Raw genomic sequence first — 18,221 nt, forward strand, 5'->3', positions numbered from 1 at the left:
TAACAGATAAAGACAACGGAGGAATCGGAATATGAAAGCAACGGGAATTGTACGCCGTATTGATGACTTGGGACGTGTGGTGGTGCCGAAAGAAATCCGAAGGACACTTCGCATCCGGGAAGGGGAACCCATGGAAATCTTTACCGGACGGGAAGGTGAGATTGTCCTGAAAAAGTATTCACCGATTGGGGAGCTGAGTAAATATGCCAGAGAATTTGCTGATGCAATTTCTTTTGTAACGGGATGCCTTGCCTGTATCTCAGATCATGACCAGATCGTGGCGGCCTCTGGACCTGACCAGAAGGAATATAATCAGAAAGCGATCAGTCCTGAGCTGGAGAAAATGATCGCAAACAGAGAAAGTGCGCAGATTGAAGGGAACGGTGATAAACACATCCGTTTTGTAGAATCACAGGATGAAAATCATATGTCAGCAGTTATTCAGCCGATCATCAGTGCCGGTGACGCCATCGGATCCGTTATCATTGCAAGCGGAAAAAAGGAGATAGGCGATGCGGAAAAGAAAATGGCACAGATGGCGGCTGTTTTTCTCGGTAAGCAGATGGAAAACTAAAAATGTGAGGACTCCTTCTTGACACCCTCTTCAGGAATGTTATAATAAAAGAAATATATCCCCCCAGGGGGGATACGAGAAGGAGGAACTGTTATGTTAGTGCAGATGAACAAGGTGGCTCAAACGGTGATGCCGGACACACTTATTTTGCATGAAGGAAAACACGGAATACTGGATGGTGTGGAAGATATGGATGATATCTTTGGCGTCCCGGACGGGGAACGCCATCACCACCATCATCACGGGGAAAACAGTGAAAATAAAGAAAAAAAGAAAGATTCCATTTTTAGAAGGCATCGCCATAAGGAGTCCTGATGATGAGTAAAATGTTATGGAAGACCATGTGGTTTCCGGCGCTGACGGCGTCTTTGATTCTTGCTGCAGCGCTCTTGGACTTCGTACTGCATGTGCCGTTTCCGGTGCCGTTTTCTGTCGTTGCGCTAACCCTGGCGGGGGGATATGTCTGCTGGTCGACCGTGACCGCTGTGATATCACTGAGGAAGGTTACCGCAGGCGTTCTCGTTGTGCTTGCCCTCATTGGCACGATATGCGTAGGCGAGTATCTGTCGGGTGCGATCGTATCTTTCATGATGATCTTTGGGGAGGCACTGGAAGAGCTGACGATGGAACGCACAAAAAATGCGGTCAGAGATCTGATATCACTGGTTCCGCCCGTCTGCAGAAAGTACATAGATAAGGAGTATCGGGAAGTATCGATCAAAACAGTCCGCCCGGGAGATGTCCTGAAGGTGATTCCGGGAGAACGGATACCCGTAGACGGAGTCATCATAAAGGGGCAGGCTTCCGTCAATGAAGCGTCTATAACCGGAGAGAGCCTGCCGGTAGATAAAACCGTGAACGACACGGTGTATGTAGGAGCGCTGAATGAAAACGGCGTCATCGAAATAAAGACGGTTAAGATCGGAAGCGACACGGTTCTGGGTAAGATCATCGGCACGGTGCGGGAAGCACAGGAGAATAAAGGTGACACACAGAGAATTGCCGACACATTTGCAAAATATTTTCTGCCGGTGATACTGGTAATATGCGCGGTAGTAGGGATTGTCACCAGGGATCTTATGCGGGTGATGACGATTCTTGTGATCGCATGTCCGTGTGCGCTGGTTCTTGCGACGCCTACGGCAGTGATCGCCAGTGTGGGAAATGCTGCAAAGCGCGGAATTATCCTGAAGGGCGGCAGCGCTATTGAACGCTGTGCTGAAATTACGGCAGTCTGTCTTGACAAGACGGGCACGCTGACAAAGGGCAGGCCGCGAGTGGTATCCTTTGTGTCATGGGGGTACGAACAGGAGACGCTGCAGGCACTTGGGATTGCTGAGAAAAACTCACAGCATCCGATAGCGGGTGCCGTCAGAGACTATTTAACAACGGTAAAAAAGACGGATCTGTCCGGGCTTGCCGACGGCGAATTCGAACTGCTTTTTGGCAGGGGAGTCCGGGTTAGCCTGCCGGGAGCAGTCTATGAGGTATCTAATCGGAAAGTCCTCGACGACTGTGATCCGGATGGTGGAAAAGCAGAGGAGTTTCTGGATCGGGAAGAAAAACTTGGAAGGACAGCCATGCTGATCGTCTGTGGACGAAGAATACTGGGCGGAATTTCTGTGGCGGATACACTGAGAGAATCTGTCCCGGAGACAATCCAGGCGCTGCGGAAGATGGGAATCGGCCGGATCGTGATGCTGACGGGGGATAACGAAGCCACTGCCAGAGAAATATGCAGTCAGGCTGGCATCACAGAATATCATGCAGGCCTTTTGCCCGATGAGAAGCTGCAATACCTGGAGGAACTTCAAAAACAGGGAGAGAAAGTGGCAATGGTCGGAGACGGAATTAATGACGCTCCGGCGCTTGCACTTGCCGATGTGGGCATTGCAATGGGAGCTGCCGGAACAGACGTGGCGGTAGAAACGGCCGATATCGCTTTTATGGCTGACAATATAGAGGCGTTTCCATTTACGCTTGCGCTTTCAAGACGGACCGCGCATATTATCCGGCAGAACATCATTGTATTTGCCTGTATTGTCAATGTATGCGGCGTACTGCTGTCGGGTCTGGGGTTTCTGAATCCGGTTGTCGGTGCGCTGATCCACAATGCATCTTCTATATTTGTAGTGTTGAATTCATCGCGTATGCTGAGCTGGCGCCTGCCTACATCAGATAAAACTCTTCGAGTGTCAGGCCAGTCAGCGTGAGGTAAAGAGCCAGCGAACGTGTCACGTACCGGATATGCCAGGGTTCCCAGGCGTATCCGGTTATTTCCGTTTTGCAGGCGGGATAGCGCAGGATAAAACCAAAAAGGGCGGCGTTTTTGGCAAGCCATTTTCCCTCCCTGGTGCGTGCGAACTCGTCGGTCAGATCATAGCTGATGCTTTCGCATGAAACGTCGAGGGCCAGTCCGCTCTGATGTTCACTGGCCCCGGGGGGTGCGATGAACAGATTGTCTTCCGGATCTTTAAGTTCGGCAATTCTCTCGTCGTAGATTTCTTTCTGGCGTGCATACGATCGGTAGCCGGAAACGCCGTACAGCTGAATCCCTTCCCACCTCGCCTGAGCAAAGAGAAGGGCGGCCCAGTCGGCGGCCTCTTTGCGCATCAGCTTTTTGCTGTCCCCCCGGGGGGCGCAGAATGGGAAGATGGCTTCCGTCAGGTCTTTTGGTACGTAGGTTTCTGATAAACGGTGTTCACGGTTGATGAGACGGGCATAGGAATTCATAAAAAACCTCCGGTATCTTAGCTTTTTACAGCGTATGACGTCCGGAGGCAAAGTATGTTACTGATATTTTAAAGCTTCTGTTCCCATCTCTTCCAGCAGTTCGCTTTTGATCTTATAAAGTTTGTCTGAGAGATCGACGTATACCTCATGCGGATTGACAAGACGCCGTGTCTCGTCCCACAGTGTGTCCTGCTCCTTCCTGCAGATTGCCTGTATTTCCATGACGCTCGGAGACTGGTAGACACATTCACCCTTCAGGAAGACCGGGACAAGGAGCTCACGCAGGATATAGGTGCCGCCCTCGATCTTCGTCTTTTTCCAGGTCTCAAGCGGATCAAAAATAATCATATCTTTGGAGTCATCGAAGGCTTCATCTGCAAGGCAGATCAGGTCAGCCCTTATTTTTCCGTTTTCTTTGTCGTATATTCTGTAGATTGTTTTATTCCCCGGATTAGTCACCTTCTCTGAATTCTCGGAGAGTTTGATCTTCGGAATGAAGTCTTTGTCTCCGGACTCTCTGATCGCGGCCAGTTTATATACGCCGCCGAATGCCGGGCAGTCTTTTGACGTGATAAGATTGGTTCCCACGCCCCAGGAGTTGATTTTTGCACCCTGGGCTTTCAAACTGTCAATCAGATGTTCGTCGAGATCGCTTGAAGCTGAGATGATGGCGTCTCCAAATCCGGCGCGTTCCAGAAGTATATGGGCTTTCTTGGACAGGTAAGCGAGGTCCCCGCTGTCGATTCGAATTCCGTATCCCTTAAAGTCAGGATATTGCTCCTTCATCTCCTGGAATACGCGGATTGCATTCGGGACGCCGGACTTCAGCACATCGTAGGTATCCACGAGCAGGATGCACGCGTCCGGATAGAGATTGGCATATGTTTTAAATGCAGTGTACTCATCCGGGAAGCTCATGATCCAGCTGTGGGCGTGTGTACCCTTTACCGGAACGTCAAACATCTGTCCGGTCAGTACATTGGAAGTTCCCACACATCCTGCGATCACCGCGGCACGTGCGCCGTAGATGCCTGCATCCGGCCCCTGAGCCCGGCGAAGACCGAACTCCATCACGCCGTCGCCCTGGGCTGCGTAAACGACGCGTGCCGCTTTGGTGGCGATCAGACTCTGGTGGTTGACGATGTTCAGGATCGCGGTTTCAAGAAGCTGTGCTTCCATCACCGGTGCGATGACTTTCAGAAGAGGTTCTCTTGGGAAGACAACCGTTCCTTCTGGGATGGCGTAGATATCTCCTGTAAAATGAAAGCCCCTTAAATACTCCAGAAAATCCCGTTCGAAGATATTCAGGCTTTTTAAATATTCAATGTCATCCGGAGTGAAATGAAGGTCCCGGACATATTCGATGATCTGCTCAAGCCCCGCGGCAATGGCATAACCGCCTTCGCATGGATTGCGGCGGTAAAAGGCATCGAAAACAACGATCTGGTCAGTGGGGTTTTTAAAATAACCCTGCATCATGGTCAGCTCATAGAGATCTGTAAGCAGGGTAAGGTTTAAAGCACGCATAATATTTGATTTCTCCTTAAGTAAATTCTTACTGAAAAACGTCAGAAAGTATTGAAAATATTATAGCACTGCAAAAATGTAATGTAAATAAAAACGTCGTTTTACAGGGTCTGCGGGTGAATTTAAACGGTTAAATCCTTTACGCTGTCTCTTACAATAAGCTGAGTGGATACTTCCGTTTTGACCGGTACTCCGACATCGGACGCGTCGATGATATTCAGCAGCTTCTTGATGGCAACCTGGCCCATTTCCTGCTTGAAGACATGGATGGTCGTAAGCGGAGGCGTGGAGATCGTACTGTATGGAAAATCATCAAAGCCAATCAGCGAGATGTCATCGGGGAGAGCGTAACCATGTTTAGTTAATGCCCGGATCGCCCCCAGCGCCAGAATGTCATTTTCGGCAAAGAAGGCAGTCGGCATGTCTGTTGTTTCGCTGAGCTGTGTATCGAGATCGTCAAAGGCGCTGTCAAAAGTCGGGGTCATCAGAAAGGTGTGTTTGGGATTATAGTTCAGGCTGTAATGATCAAGCGCTTTCCGGTATCCTTCTTCACGTTCCCTGAAGTTATTAATTCTCAGATTACTCTTTAAATATCCAATTTTTTTATGTCCCCTTTTAATCAGGTATTCCACAGCATGGAAAACAGAGTCTGTATTCTCAATTGACACAGAATTGAAATCTGAAGATGAAAAACGGCCGTCGATCAGCACAAGCGGTCCGCGAAAGGTTTTAAAAAATTCCAGATCCTCTTCTGCCAGTTCCGTCGCCAGAATCAGAAGTGCGTTTGCAGGATTGTTAAGTATTGCCGTCAGGGTTTTCTGAGATTCGGGCATGGAGGCGACAATGGTACAGATGTTCAGAGCATACCCCTGCGCCTGTGTTTCGGTCTCGATTCCTTTTATCAGGTCTTCAAAAAACGGGGTGTCTGTCACAACCTTACCGGTGTTTTTGTATATCAGGAATGTTATGGTGTCGATTTTGGTGTTGTCATAGTATCCAAGTTCCTGCGCGGTTTTGAATATGGCATCGGCTGTTGACTTTTTAACGCCTCTTTTGGAATTCAGTGCATTGGAAACCGTGGCGGGCGAGAAGCCTGTGATTTCACTGATTTTTCTAATACTTGCCTTCATGGACTAACCTCTCTCACGTGTATTCTATACTAAACATTGTATCATCTAAACATTTTAGGGTCAAGTTTTAATATCCATTAATAGCCAGGATAATTAACGACAATAAGCATAAAATCATAAAGAAAACAAGAATTTATATGTACAATATATCTAAAAACACAAAAGCTGACTTGGATAATAATTACAAAAATAAACGTTTTATATAAAACATTTATATAATTCATTGACATGGGAATCACCGATGGGATATACTTCAGGTAAATCAAAACTACGTGTGAACGAAAAGGGGAGCACGAAAAAACAGGAGGTATTTTAGGATGAAAGCAAAACGAATTACTGCGTTACTGGCAGCGGCAGCTATGGCGGTGTCGCTGATGACGGGATGCTCATCGGGAGGCGGCGTAGCAAACAATCCGTCAGATGAAACTGATAAAAAGAAGACGGAGGAATCGTCTGATACAACCTCGGGCGGTGCAAATGATCCTGTTGAGATCAGTTTCTGGACACTCTCCAGCTATCAGGCGCTTACAGAAAAGGTCGTGTCTGATTTTGAGCAGGACCATCCTGAGATTAAAGTCAATGTGACGATCAACAGTACGGATGATCAGAAGAGCAATCTGAAAGTTGCCGCAGCGTCGGATTCGCTGCCGGATATCTGGTACAACTGGGGGGGAAGTCTGGCTTCCTACTATACAGAGAACGGCTTCAGTTATGATTTTACGGATTATGCGAAAGAGAATAACTGGAGTGATAAATTTGAACAGAATGCCCTTGACCTTCTGACGCTCGATGGAAATCTTGCAGGGTATCCGATGGCATGGAACAACGGTGCGATTTATTACCGGACGGATATTTTCGAGGAGCTGGGACTTGAAGTGCCACAGACTTATGAAGAGTTTGAAGCAGTGTGCGCAAAGCTGAAAGAAAATGGCGTGACGCCGCTTGCACTGGCAGGCAGCGATGCCTGGGACGTCATGCGTATGCTGGAGCTTTGGGTTGAGATGTATGCGGGACCGGAAGAGCATGACAAGCTGCAGTCCCTGTCCACGAGCTGGGACTGTGATGCAGTCGTGAAATCCTTTGAAAAATTCAAGGAATTTACAGATAAGGGATACTTCCCGGATGGTTTTGTTTCTCTCGGATATTCGGATGTATGGGCGCTGTTCTATTCAGGAAAAGCTGCCATGACGGTAGACTTTGTCAGCACAGAAAGCACGATTGAGACGGACGGACAGGATCTGTCGAATTACGGGGTCTTCCATCTGCCGCTGGCAGATGACGGCTCAGGGCGGGCGACAGCGCTGGCGAGTGAAATTCAGTTCAATGCAAAGCTGGCCGATGACCAGAAGAAGTTCGATGCGTGTATGACGTTTACAGATTATATGTTTGGTGAGGAAGGCGTAGATAAATATGCAGAACTTCATCAGCTTCCGCTTGGCAATAAGGGATATGAATTTCCGGAAAACAGACCGCTCGGCGCAGCTATCAACGATATGATGAAATACGGCACCTTTAATATTACTGACCAGGCGCTTCCGCAGGAGGTAGTCGACAAACTCTTTGAGTGTCAGGACGCGGTTGCAATGGGGTCTATGACACCCGAGGATGCAGCGGCTGCCATGCAGGCGGCGGCAGAAGCCTATCAGAGCGCCAGCTGATCAAGTGAAATGAGAACCCGCGGCAGAATATGATTTCTGCCGCGCGTTCAACGGGAGGGGCATTATGCGAAGAAAACGAAAGTCCAGAAGCTGTCTTTCGGCAAATAAACGAGATGCGGCTGTGTTTCTGACACCGGCTCTGCTGATTTACGGGATTGCAATCGCATTTCCGACATTCTATTCGCTGTATCTGAGCTTTTTTCAATGGAGCGGAAACAGTACGAAGACCTTTGTCGGGTTTGACAATTATAAGAAGATGTTTACCACAGATACCGTGGCAATGACTGCCATGAAGAATAATGCAGTCTGGGTAATTCTATCGGTGACCGTCGGAATCGCAGTAGCGATGGCTCTGGCACTGCTGATCAATAAAAAATTCAGAGGACGGACGGTATTCCGTGGCATTTTCTACTTTCCGTATATTCTGTCGGGGATCGTGGTCGCACAGATCTGGGTCTGGATGTATCAGCCAAACTTTGGATTTTTATACAATCTGCTGGATACGCTGCATCTGTCACAGCTTGCCAGTCCCTGGCTGTCCCAGCAGGAGACGGCGCTTCTGGCAATCTTTATCGCCTATCTTTGGCAGAGCACGGGAGGCGCCATGGTACTGCTGCTGGCGGGACTGCAGGGGATTCCGCAGGAACTGTACGAGGCGGCAAGCATTGATGGATCGAATAAGGTGCAGACGTTTATCCACATTACGATTCCTCAGCTGAAAGAGACGATGGTCATAGTTTTTGCGACACAATTTATTAATGCGATGAAAGTGTACGATATCATCTACAGCATGACGGGCGGAGGCCCTGCCAACTCCACGCAGACGCTGTCCACGTGGATGATCAAACAGTCGTTTGACTTCACAAATTACGGATATGGATGTGCGATGGCGTGGGTGATGGTAGCTGTGCTGATCATTATCGTGATCCCGTATGTTATCGTCATGGCGAAGGAGGATTGACGAGAGATGAAAGCGATACATAAAAAAATGAAGCTGGGTAACTTCTTCTTCTGGCTTGCCATGATTGCGATCGCGGTCATTGTGATCGTGCCGGTTCTGTTTATTCTGTTTACGTCCATGAAGAGCAAAAATGAGTTTTTTGCGACCAGTATTTTCGACTTGCCGAAGACGTGGTATATACAAAACTATATTGACGCATTTACGTCCGGCAAGATGTGGATGTACATCAAAAACACCATTCTGATCTGTGTCATCAAGGTGCCGCTCGGCATTCTGGTGGAAGCCATGGCAGCGTATGCCATCACAAAGCTGAATCTCCGGCATGGGAATAAGCTGTTCATTGTTTTCCTGGTCGGAATGATGGTGCCGATTCAGGTATGTCTGGTTCCTCTCAGCATGATGCTGAATAAAATCGGACTGATGAACAGCTATGTGAGTCTGATTTTCGTGTATATAGCATTCGGAATTCCGTTTGGCATCCTGGTGCTGAGAGGATTTATGAGGGGTATACCCAGAGAGCTTGAGGAGGCAGCCCGTATTGACGGAGCATCCAACTTCAGAATTTTCACGAGAATCATACTGCCGATATCGAAACCGGCAATCGCAACACTGATCATTATGGATTTCCTGTCGACATGGAATGAGTACGTGATCAACAGCATCCTGATCACAGATCAGACGATGCGCACGGTTCCGTCAGGTCTGATGGGATTTGTGGGACAGTACAGTACAGACTATTGTCTGATGACGGCGGGGATGATGCTTTCCATTATCCCGGTGCTGATCGTGTATCTGATCTTCCAGAAACACTTTGTGTCCGGCATGGCAGGAGCGGTAAAAGGCTGATGACTAAAAAGGAGAAGACAATTATGCAGGAAAACAATTTTAACTATCACGTTTACCCGGAACAGACGGTACGGGTGATTACAACAACAGATGCAAAATGTGAGGCGGATGACCAGTATGCGATTGTCCATGCGCTGCTGACCCCCAAATTCGATAACCGCGGATTTGTCGCAGTACATTTCGGGGATGAAATTTCAAAGACTTCCATGATGGACAGCTGCCATGAGATCGAACGTATCTTTGACATTATGGAGAAGCCGCAGGAACTGATCTTTCAGGGGGCGGAACATGCGCTGAGAGATGAATTCACGCCTGTCCCTTCGGAGGGCGCCAAACTGATCATCCGGGAAGCAATGTCGGATGAGAAGACACCGCTGTTTGTCACGTGTCAGGGTGCGATCACAGATCTTGCGTCTGCATATCTCATGGAACCGGCGATTGCCGGCCGCCTGACCGCGATCTGGATCGGCGGGGGAAGCTACCCGAACGGCGGAGACGAATTCAATCTTGGAAATGATATCAATGCGGCTAATGTTGTGATGAAGTCCACGATTCCGCTGTGGCAGGTTCCAAGACCTACATATATGAAGATGAGGGTGTCGCTTGCGGAACTGGAATACAGGGTGCGTCCGTGCGGCGAGATCGGCCGGTATCTGTTTGACCAGCTGGTGGAGAATTCGGATATCCCGAGAGTGTATAACGATGAGGTGAGAAGCGGGGAGGTCTGGTTCCTGGGGGATTCTCCGGTGGTGGGACTGATGATGTGGGACCATCCGGAATGTTATACCTGGGTGGAGGCACCCGAGATTACTGCACAGATGCACTATGTGCAGACCCATAAGAACCGGCCGATCCGTGTGTATCATGATATTGACGCCAGATATATTCTGGAAGACTTTTACGCAAAGCTCAGCCTGTATGAGCAATCAAAAAAGAAATGAGGATATAGGAAATCATGGGTCAGATTAAAATAGGATATGCGCCGACACGGCGCAGTATATTCAGTGCCCCGGATGCGGTCAGATACAGAGGGCTTACGGCTGAACGTTTAAAAGAGCTGGATATCGATTTTGTCGATATCACCGACATCAATGAGGAAGGTCTGCTCTATAATGACGAGGATATGTTAAAAACAGCGGAAAAATTCAAACGTGAAAAGGTCGATGGACTGTTCATGCCGCACTGTAATTTCGGCACGGAGTATGAATGCGGGCGGCTGGCAAAGGAACTGCAGGTGCCGGTTCTCCTCTGGGGGCCTCTGGATGAGCGTCCAGAGCCGGATGGCGTGCGTCTGCGTGATACGCAGTGCGGACTGTTTGCAACCGGAAAAGTACTGCGCCGGTTCGGCGTCCCGTTTACGTACATGACGAACTGCCGGCTGAATGACCCGGTGTTTGAACGGGGAATTAAGGATTTTCTTGCTGTCTGCAATGTTGTGAAGACCTTCCGCAGCATTCGGATTCTGCAGATTTCCACAAGACCGTTTGATTTTTGGACAACCATGTGCAATGAAGGAGAACTGCTGGAAAAGTTCAACATTCAGCTGGCGCCGGTTCCAATGCCGGAGCTGACAGACGAGATCAGACAGGTAAAAGAAGAGCGGACGGAGGCGGAAGAAGTTGTCCGGTACTGCCGGGAGCATATGGAAATCTGCGTCGATGAGGATGCGCTGGAAAATGTTGCTGCTCTGAAGGTGGCGATGAAGCGTCTGGCGGAAAAGTACGGATGCGGGGCGATTGCCATACAGTGCTGGAACCAATTGCAGAATGAGATCGGCATCATGCCGTGTGCGGCCAATGCACTCCTGAGTGACGAGGGAATACCGGTGGTCTGTGAAACAGATATTCACGGTGCCATCACATCGCTGCTGGTGGAGGCTGCCGGGATGGGCGAGACGCGCAGCTTTTTTGCTGACTGGACGATCCGCCATTCGGATATTGAGAACGGGGAACTGCTGCAGCACTGCGGTCCATGGCCGATATCGGTTGCACGGGAGCGGCCCAGGCTGACGTACCCGCTTGCATTTGAACATCCGGGAAGCATAACGGCGGAGGCAAAACATGGAAAAGTCACGCTGGTCCGCTTTGACGGCGATCATGGAGAGTACTCTCTTCTGCTGGGCAATGCCAGGGGGGTTGATGGACCGAAAGGGATGGGAACTTACCTGTGGGTGGAGGTTGAGAATATCAGGCGCCTGGAGGCAAAGATCGTAGAGGGCCCTTACATTCATCACTGTGTCGGCATCCATAAAGATGTCGTGCCTGTGTTGTATGAGGCCTGTAAATATATAGGAGTAAAACCGGATCTGTACGACCCTGTTGAGGAAGAGATAAAGGCGTATTTACGCGGAGAGTAACTTCAGGGAGGAGAATCATGAAAAAATTAAGTATGTTGGCATATGATCTGCGCGGTGATGTGGTCCGTATGATAATAGAAGGAAAAGGCGGGCATATCGGCGGGGACATGAGTGTGATGGAGATACTGGTGACACTGTATTTTGATCAGATGAATATATCTCCGGAAACCATAAAAGATCCTGAACGGGACAGGTTTGTGATGAGTAAAGGGCATTCTGTCGAGGCATATTATGCAGTCCTTGCGGAAAAAGGTTTTTTTGACAAGGAAGAGCTGATCCGGATGTTCAGTAAATTTGGGTCCCCGTATATCGGACATCCGAATAACAAACTGCCGGGAATTGAGATGAACTCCGGATCTCTTGGCCATGGACTGCCGGTATGTGTAGGCATGGCGCTGGCAGGGAAAATGGACCGGAGAAGTTACCGGGTCTATACGGTGATGGGAGACGGCGAACTGGCGGAGGGGTCCGTCTGGGAAGGCGCTATGTCTGCGAGCCAGTATCATCTGGACAATCTCTGTGCGGTGGTGGACCGGAATCATCTGCAGATTTCCGGAAATACGGAAGCGGTCATGGGACATGAAAATCTGCATGACCGATTTGCAAGCTTCGGATGGCATGTGATCGATGTCGCTGACGGAAATGATATTGCACAGCTGCATGAGGCGTTTGAGGAAGCAAAACAGACCAGAGGGAAACCGAGTATTCTGATCGCCAATACGGTTAAGGGAAAGGGTTCGGCCGTCATGGAAAATAAGGCGGGCTGGCACCACAAAGTTCCCACAGAGCAGGAAGCGGAACAGATTTTTAAAGATTTTGCAATGCGAAAGGAGGCGTATGCGGGATGAATACAGTACCAAACAGAAAAGCTATCTGCGATGTACTGATGGAGGAAGCGAAAAAAGATACAGGCATTGTCGTGCTGTGCAGCGATTCCAGGGGGTCTGCATCGCTGACACCGTTTGCTGACGCGTTTCCCGGGCAGTTTGTCGAGCTGGGGATTGCGGAGCAGAATCTGGTCAGTGTATCCGCGGGACTTGCGAAATGCGGCAAAAAACCGTTTGCGGCTTCTCCGGCCTGTTTTTTATCCACCAGAAGCTATGAACAGTGCAAGATTGACGTGGCATACTCTGACACCAATGTAAAACTGATCGGAATCAGCGGCGGGATCAGCTACGGTGCACTCGGCATGAGTCACCATTCGGCTCAGGATATCGCCGCAATGTCGGCGATACCCAACATGAGGGTTTACCTGCCAAGCGACCGTTTTCAGACGAAGAAACTGTTTGAGGCGCTGCTCAAAGATGATAAGCCGGCGTACATACGGGTGGGTCGCAACCCGGTAGAGGATATATATGAAGAATCAGAGTGCCCGTTTGAGCTGGACAGAGCCAATGTGCTCTGTGAAGGAACGGATATTACGCTGGTCGCCTGCGGGGAGATGGTATATCCGGCATACAGGGCGGCGCAGCGGCTAAAAGAGGAAGGGATAGAAGCAACCGTTATCGATATGTACTGTATCAAACCCCTGGACACGAGAACCGTGATCCGTGCGGCGCAGAACACAAGGGCGGTTCTCACGGTGGAAGAACATGCGCCGTCCGGAGGACTTGGTGCTGCGGTTGCACAGGTCGTGGGAGCAAATTGCCCAAGACCGATACGAAACCTGACACTTCCTGATGCACCGGTGATCACCGGCACATCGAAAGAAGTATTTGATTATTATGGGATGAATGCGGCGGGCATCGCTGCGCAGGCGGCAGAAATGCTGCGGTAGGGCTGGAGAAAATATATGAGTGAACGGTATATCATTTCTATTGATCAGAGTACGCAAGGGACAAAAGCGCTCCTGTTTGGCAAAGAGGGGAGGCTGAGAAGCCGTGTGACGCTGCCTCACAGACAGTTGGTTGACCAAAACGGCTGGGTGTCCCACAATCCGGTGGAAATCTACCATAACGTCCTCGAGGCGGTAAAACAGCTGATCGACAGAACCGGTGTGGACCGGGATAAGATTGCGGGGGTCGGCATCAGCAATCAGCGTGAGACGGCAATGGCGTGGAATGCCAGGACGGGACAGCCTTATGGAGACGCCATCGTCTGGCAATGCGCCAGGGCAGCCGGACTGTGCGAACGCGTGAAAAAAGAGGACAGAAAAGGCATCGTGCACAGCAGAACAGGAATACCGGTTTCTCCCTATTTTCCGGCAGGGAAAATTGCCTGGATCCTGGAAAATAATGAGGCGCCGCGAAACGCCATGAACCGGGGAGACCTTTGCGTCGGGACAATCGACAGCTGGCTGCTTTTTTGTCTCACAAAAGGAAAATCGTATAAGACGGATTATTCTAATGCCTCACGCACACAGTTGTTTAACGTGTTCAGCCTGAAGTGGGATGAAGAGATCTGCGGGCTGTTTGGTATCAGACCGGATATCCTGCCGGAAGTGTGTGACTCGGATGCATACTTTGGAAATACGGATTTTGAAGGCTATTTACCGAATCCCGTACCGGTTCACAGCGTTCTGGGGGACTCGCACGGAGCTTTGCTGGGACAGGGGTGTCTGAGTCCCGGGATGACGAAAGCGACTTATGGAACGGGGTCTTCCATTATGATGAACATTGGAGAACGTCCGATTCTGAGTACACATGGTCTGGTGACTTCGCTTGCCTGGAAAATGGGTGGACGGGTATCTTATGTGCTGGAGGGTAACCTGAATTATACGGGCGCGGTTATCACGTGGATGAAGGATGATCTCCATCTGATTTCATCCCCTGAAGAGACAGAGTTTCTTGCGAGAACGGCAGCTGATAACGACAGCCTCTATCTTGTGCCTGCATTTACCGGGCTTGGGGCTCCTTACTGGGATAATTATGCAACGGCGGCATTCGTGGGAATGACACGGACGACCAGAAGGCCGGAGATGGTCAGGGCCGGACTGGAGTGTATCGCTTATCAGATTACAGATATCATGAGGGCAATGAGTGCGGATTCCGGGGTAAAAGTACAGGAACTGCGTGTTGACGGCGGCGCGTCGAACAATGAATACCTGATGCAGTTTCAGAGTGATATCGCCGACACGGTTGTCAAAATACCGGATGCAAAAGAGCTGTCGGGTATAGGGGCGGCTTACGCGGCGGGACTGGCCCTCGGGATGTGGGGAAGGGAGGTCTTTGAGACACTGGAATACAGGACATTCACCCCCCGGATTGTCACCGAAGAACGGAGCAGGCGGTACGGGGGCTGGAAGAGCGCGGTAGAAAAGGTTCTGTCCTAGAAACGCAAACATGAATTTAAATTATTAAAGGAGTCAATCGGTATGGCGGAAGTAAAACTGAAAAATGTAAAAAAGATTTATCCCCATTCAGAAACAAAAAAGAAACGCAGAAAAAATAAGAAAGAAACAGAACAGGAAAAAAGCGCAAACCTTCAGGTGACCAGAGAAGGTGTTGTCGCAGTTCAGGAGTTTAATCTGGATATTGCCGACAAAGAGTTTATTGTCCTGGTGGGGCCTTCCGGGTGCGGAAAATCAACAACGCTGCGGATGATTGCGGGGCTGGAGGAGATTTCCGGGGGAGAATTATATATTGACGGGGAACTGGTAAATGATGTGGAACCAAAAGAGCGGGATATCGCGATGGTGTTTCAGAATTATGCCCTGTATCCACATATGACGGTGTACGACAATATGGCATTCTCACTGAAGCTCAAGAAGACTCCCAAGAGTGAAATTGATAAGAAGGTCCGTGAGGCTGCCGGGATACTGGGCATCACGCAGTATCTGAACCGCAAGCCGAAAGCATTGTCGGGGGGACAGCGCCAGAGGGTTGCGATCGGAAGGGCGATTGTGCGGGATCCGAAGGTGTTCCTGATGGATGAACCCCTGTCCAATCTGGATGCGAAACTGCGTAATCAGATGCGGGCTGAGATTATTAAATTAAGGGAAAAGATCAATACGACATTTATCTACGTGACGCATGACCAGACGGAAGCCATGACGCTGGGCGACCGCATCGTCATCATGAAGGATGGTTTTATTCAGCAGATCGGCACGCCGCAGGAGGTTTTCAACCATCCGGCGAATATGTTCGTGGCCGGGTTTATCGGAGTTCCGCAGATGAATTTCTTTCATGATGCGAAACTGGAACTTGACAATGACAGTTACTGCGTTAAGGTTCTTGGACAGAGAATTGAGCTGCCCGGAAATCGGCAGAAGTTTTTGAAGGAGAACGGTGTGACGGACAGAGAAGTTATTGTCGGAATACGTCCGGTACATGTGAATGTCGGGGAGACTGGGATCAAGGCGATGGTGGATCTGTCGGAGATGATGGGTTCTGAACTGCATCTGCATATGAAAACCGGCAGTGAGGATGTGATCGCGGTCGTCCCCACAACCAGAATGGACATGAAGGCTGTCTCGTCAGGGAACGCCGTACATTTTAGTTTTGATGCAGAGCTGATACATTTGTTTGATAAGGAAACAGAACTTAATGTATTTGAAATCTAGTATCATGAAGCCCCGCTCTGGTGCGGTGATAATGTATTATGGCACCGGAGCAGGCATCAGCTGAAAGATATCAAAAAAAATTAAAAAAGTTATAAAAAGTACTTGCATTTTTTTTGAGGATGCTATATAATTCATTTTGTCGCGAAATTGGGCTATCGCCAAATGGTAAGGCAACGGACTCTGACTCCGTCATTTCAAGGTTCGAATCCTTGTAGCCCAGCTTGGAGCATCTCGAGAGAGGTGCTCTTTTTGCTTTTAAGAACCGGCGGAGAAAGAGTGATTGTGTTTACATCCGTCAGTGGTGTATAATGAGACAGTTGAAAACCGGAAATAAGGAGGAACAGATGGTATATTCATTTAAAAGCAGAGTGCGGTTCAGCGAGATCGGTGAAGACCGGAAGATGTCGCTGAACAGTATTTTAAATTATTATCAGGACTGCAGTAATTTCCATTCGGAAGAGGTGGGACTCGGGCTTTCTCATCTGGAGGCGAAAAAACGGGCGTGGATGCTGTCCTCCTGGCAAATTTGCGTCAACCGGTATCCTGTGATGGGGGAACCGCTGGTTGTCAGTACCTGGGCGTATGACTTTAAAGGATTTTACGGGCATCGGAATTTTCTGCTGAGGACAGAAGAAGGAGAGCTGTTATCCTATGCCAATTCCCTGTGGATCTTTATCGATACAGAGTCGGGAAGTCCTGCCAGGATCGATTCGGAGGAGGCAGAAGGGTATGTGACAGAAGAAAAGTTCCCGATGGAATATGCGCCGCGTAAAGTGCCGGTTCCGAAGGATGGTGATCAAATGCAGGAATTTACGGTAAAACATTATCATCTTGACGTTTATCATCATGTAAATAACGGACAGTACATCCAGATGGCGCGAGAATTCCTGCCGGATAATTTTATCATACATCAGATGCGTGCGGAATATAAAAAGCAGGCAGTGCTTGACAGTGTTGTGATACCTGTGGTACACAAAGAGGAGAACAGTTATACAGTGGCCCTGTGCGCGGAGGACGGAAGTCCTTACGCGGTCGTGGAATTTCAATAGGAGAATATATGATTCAGATAGGAAAAAAACAGAAACTTATAATCGTAAAGAAGGTAGACTTTGGCGTTTATTTGGCGGAAAGCCGGGATGAGAAAGAGGCGGAGCGCGTGCTTCTTCCCAAAAAGCAGGTTCCGGAGGGTGCGGAAACAGGGGATGAGCTGGAGGTATTTATCTACCGGGATTCCAGCGACCGTCCGATCGCTACGGTGAAGGAGCCGACAGCGCAGCTCGGTAAAACAGCGGTGCTCACGGTATCAGATGTGGGGAAGATCGGCGCATTCCTGGACTGGGGCCTGGAAAAGGACCTGCTGCTTCCGTTCCGTGAGCAGACGAAGAAGGTTCGTCCGGGAGAGGAAGTGCTGGCTGCTGTCTATCTCGATAAAAGCAGCAGGCTGTGTGCCACCATGAAGGTCTACCATTATCTGAAGACAAATTCTCCGTATGTGATAGGAGATGAAGTGGAAGGGCGGGTCTATGAGATCAGCGACAATTTCGGCGTGTTCGTGGCAGTGGCTGACGAGTACTCGGGACTGATTCCAAAACAGGAAGCACAGGGAAGTTACTGCGTGGGGGATGTTCTGAAACTGCGTGTGACAGCGGTGAAAGAAGACGGAAAGCTGAATCTGACAGCACAGAAAAAAGCGTACCTTCAGATGGACGAGGATGCAGAGTCAGTCTTCAGTGTGATCGAAGAATTCGCTGGGGTCCTGCCGTTTGATGATAAAGCTTCGCCGGAGGTCATAAAGAGGGAGTTTGGCTTGAGTAAGGCGGCGTTTAAACGGGCAGTGGGCCATCTCCTGAAGGAAAAGAAGATTGAGATCAGAGACGGCAGAATTCATATCGTGAAATAAATTATACTGCGGCTAAAAGCAGCGGACAGAAGGCG

The 18,221-nt window shown here is 49.4% G+C and carries 17 protein-coding genes and 1 tRNA gene; 15 read left to right on the forward strand and 3 right to left on the reverse strand.

Going from position 1 to position 18,221, the window contains the following annotated elements; genetic code table 11:
- Window positions 1-31: 31 nt before the first annotated feature.
- The 3 genes from NQ502_RS09600 (at window position 32) to NQ502_RS09610 (ending at window position 2,787) form a co-directional block, all read left to right on the forward strand.
- Complete coding sequence (locus NQ502_RS09600; RefSeq protein ID WP_028527727.1) at window positions 32-574, forward strand: stage V sporulation T C-terminal domain-containing protein; 543 nt, start codon at window positions 32-34, stop codon at window positions 572-574.
- Window positions 575-667: 93 nt separating this feature from the next.
- The gene (locus NQ502_RS09605) at window positions 668-889 is read left to right on the forward strand and encodes a hypothetical protein (RefSeq protein ID WP_028527728.1); all 222 of its coding nucleotides are present in this window, start codon (window positions 668-670) and stop codon (window positions 887-889) included.
- Between the two features lie 2 nt (window positions 890-891).
- Window positions 892-2,787: a heavy metal translocating P-type ATPase gene (locus NQ502_RS09610; protein WP_028527729.1), complete on the forward strand. Its 1,896-nt coding sequence runs from the start codon at window positions 892-894 to the stop codon at window positions 2,785-2,787.
- On the opposite strand, the gene NQ502_RS09615 is transcribed toward NQ502_RS09610, so the two are convergent.
- The 3 genes from NQ502_RS09615 to NQ502_RS09625 all read right to left on the reverse strand — a co-directional run bounded on the left by NQ502_RS09615 (window position 2,744) and on the right by NQ502_RS09625 (window position 5,964).
- Window positions 2,744-3,307 (reverse strand): M15 family metallopeptidase, encoded by a 564-nt coding sequence (locus tag NQ502_RS09615; RefSeq protein WP_028527730.1) that lies wholly within the window; start codon window positions 3,305-3,307, stop codon window positions 2,744-2,746. The two genes, NQ502_RS09610 and NQ502_RS09615, sit on opposite strands and share 44 nt — an antisense overlap.
- 57 nt (window positions 3,308-3,364) lie before the next feature.
- A complete protein-coding gene (locus NQ502_RS09620) occupies window positions 3,365-4,834 on the reverse strand; it encodes a nicotinate phosphoribosyltransferase (RefSeq protein WP_028527731.1) in 1,470 nt (489 codons plus the stop codon).
- Window positions 4,835-4,956: 122 nt separating this feature from the next.
- Entirely contained in the window at window positions 4,957-5,964 is a 1,008-nt protein-coding gene (locus tag NQ502_RS09625; RefSeq protein ID WP_028527732.1) for a LacI family DNA-binding transcriptional regulator, read from the reverse strand.
- 317 nt (window positions 5,965-6,281) lie between these two features.
- Here NQ502_RS09625 and NQ502_RS09630 point away from each other — a divergent pair, with 317 nt between their 5' ends.
- The 12 genes from NQ502_RS09630 to NQ502_RS09685 all read left to right on the forward strand — a co-directional run bounded on the left by NQ502_RS09630 (window position 6,282) and on the right by NQ502_RS09685 (window position 18,186).
- Entirely contained in the window at window positions 6,282-7,622 is a 1,341-nt protein-coding gene (locus NQ502_RS09630; RefSeq protein ID WP_028527733.1) for an ABC transporter substrate-binding protein, read from the forward strand.
- Between the two features lie 64 nt (window positions 7,623-7,686).
- Window positions 7,687-8,583: a carbohydrate ABC transporter permease gene (locus tag NQ502_RS09635; protein WP_044983019.1), complete on the forward strand. Its 897-nt coding sequence runs from the start codon at window positions 7,687-7,689 to the stop codon at window positions 8,581-8,583.
- A gap of 6 nt (window positions 8,584-8,589) precedes the next feature.
- Complete coding sequence (locus NQ502_RS09640; protein WP_044983020.1) at window positions 8,590-9,429, forward strand: carbohydrate ABC transporter permease; 840 nt, start codon at window positions 8,590-8,592, stop codon at window positions 9,427-9,429.
- A 23-nt stretch (window positions 9,430-9,452) separates the two neighbouring features.
- The gene (locus NQ502_RS09645; RefSeq protein ID WP_028527736.1) at window positions 9,453-10,370 is read left to right on the forward strand and encodes a nucleoside hydrolase; all 918 of its coding nucleotides are present in this window, start codon (window positions 9,453-9,455) and stop codon (window positions 10,368-10,370) included.
- A 14-nt stretch (window positions 10,371-10,384) separates the two neighbouring features.
- The gene (locus tag NQ502_RS09650; protein WP_028527737.1) at window positions 10,385-11,785 is read left to right on the forward strand and encodes an L-fucose/L-arabinose isomerase family protein; all 1,401 of its coding nucleotides are present in this window, start codon (window positions 10,385-10,387) and stop codon (window positions 11,783-11,785) included.
- A 17-nt stretch (window positions 11,786-11,802) separates the two neighbouring features.
- Entirely contained in the window at window positions 11,803-12,633 is an 831-nt protein-coding gene (locus tag NQ502_RS09655) for a transketolase (RefSeq protein ID WP_028527738.1), read from the forward strand.
- Window positions 12,630-13,562, forward strand: coding sequence for a transketolase family protein (locus NQ502_RS09660; RefSeq protein WP_028527739.1), 933 nt, complete (start codon window positions 12,630-12,632; stop codon window positions 13,560-13,562). The genes NQ502_RS09655 and NQ502_RS09660 overlap by 4 nt, the downstream gene beginning before the upstream one ends.
- 15 nt (window positions 13,563-13,577) lie before the next feature.
- Complete coding sequence (locus tag NQ502_RS09665) at window positions 13,578-15,056, forward strand: FGGY-family carbohydrate kinase (RefSeq protein ID WP_028527740.1); 1,479 nt, start codon at window positions 13,578-13,580, stop codon at window positions 15,054-15,056.
- A 42-nt stretch (window positions 15,057-15,098) separates the two neighbouring features.
- Window positions 15,099-16,286, forward strand: coding sequence for an ABC transporter ATP-binding protein (locus tag NQ502_RS09670; RefSeq protein WP_028527741.1), 1,188 nt, complete (start codon window positions 15,099-15,101; stop codon window positions 16,284-16,286).
- A 148-nt stretch (window positions 16,287-16,434) separates the two neighbouring features.
- Window positions 16,435-16,506 (forward strand) — tRNA-Gln (locus NQ502_RS09675).
- A 124-nt stretch (window positions 16,507-16,630) separates the two neighbouring features.
- Entirely contained in the window at window positions 16,631-17,335 is a 705-nt protein-coding gene (locus NQ502_RS09680) for an acyl-[acyl-carrier-protein] thioesterase (protein ID WP_028527742.1), read from the forward strand.
- 8 nt (window positions 17,336-17,343) lie between these two features.
- A complete protein-coding gene (locus NQ502_RS09685; RefSeq protein WP_028527743.1) occupies window positions 17,344-18,186 on the forward strand; it encodes a CvfB family protein in 843 nt (280 codons plus the stop codon).
- Window positions 18,187-18,221: the final 35 nt, after the last annotated feature.

This window comes from Ruminococcus gauvreauii, from assembly GCF_025151995.1.
Classification (GTDB): domain Bacteria; phylum Bacillota; class Clostridia; order Lachnospirales; family Lachnospiraceae; genus Ruminococcus_G; species Ruminococcus_G gauvreauii.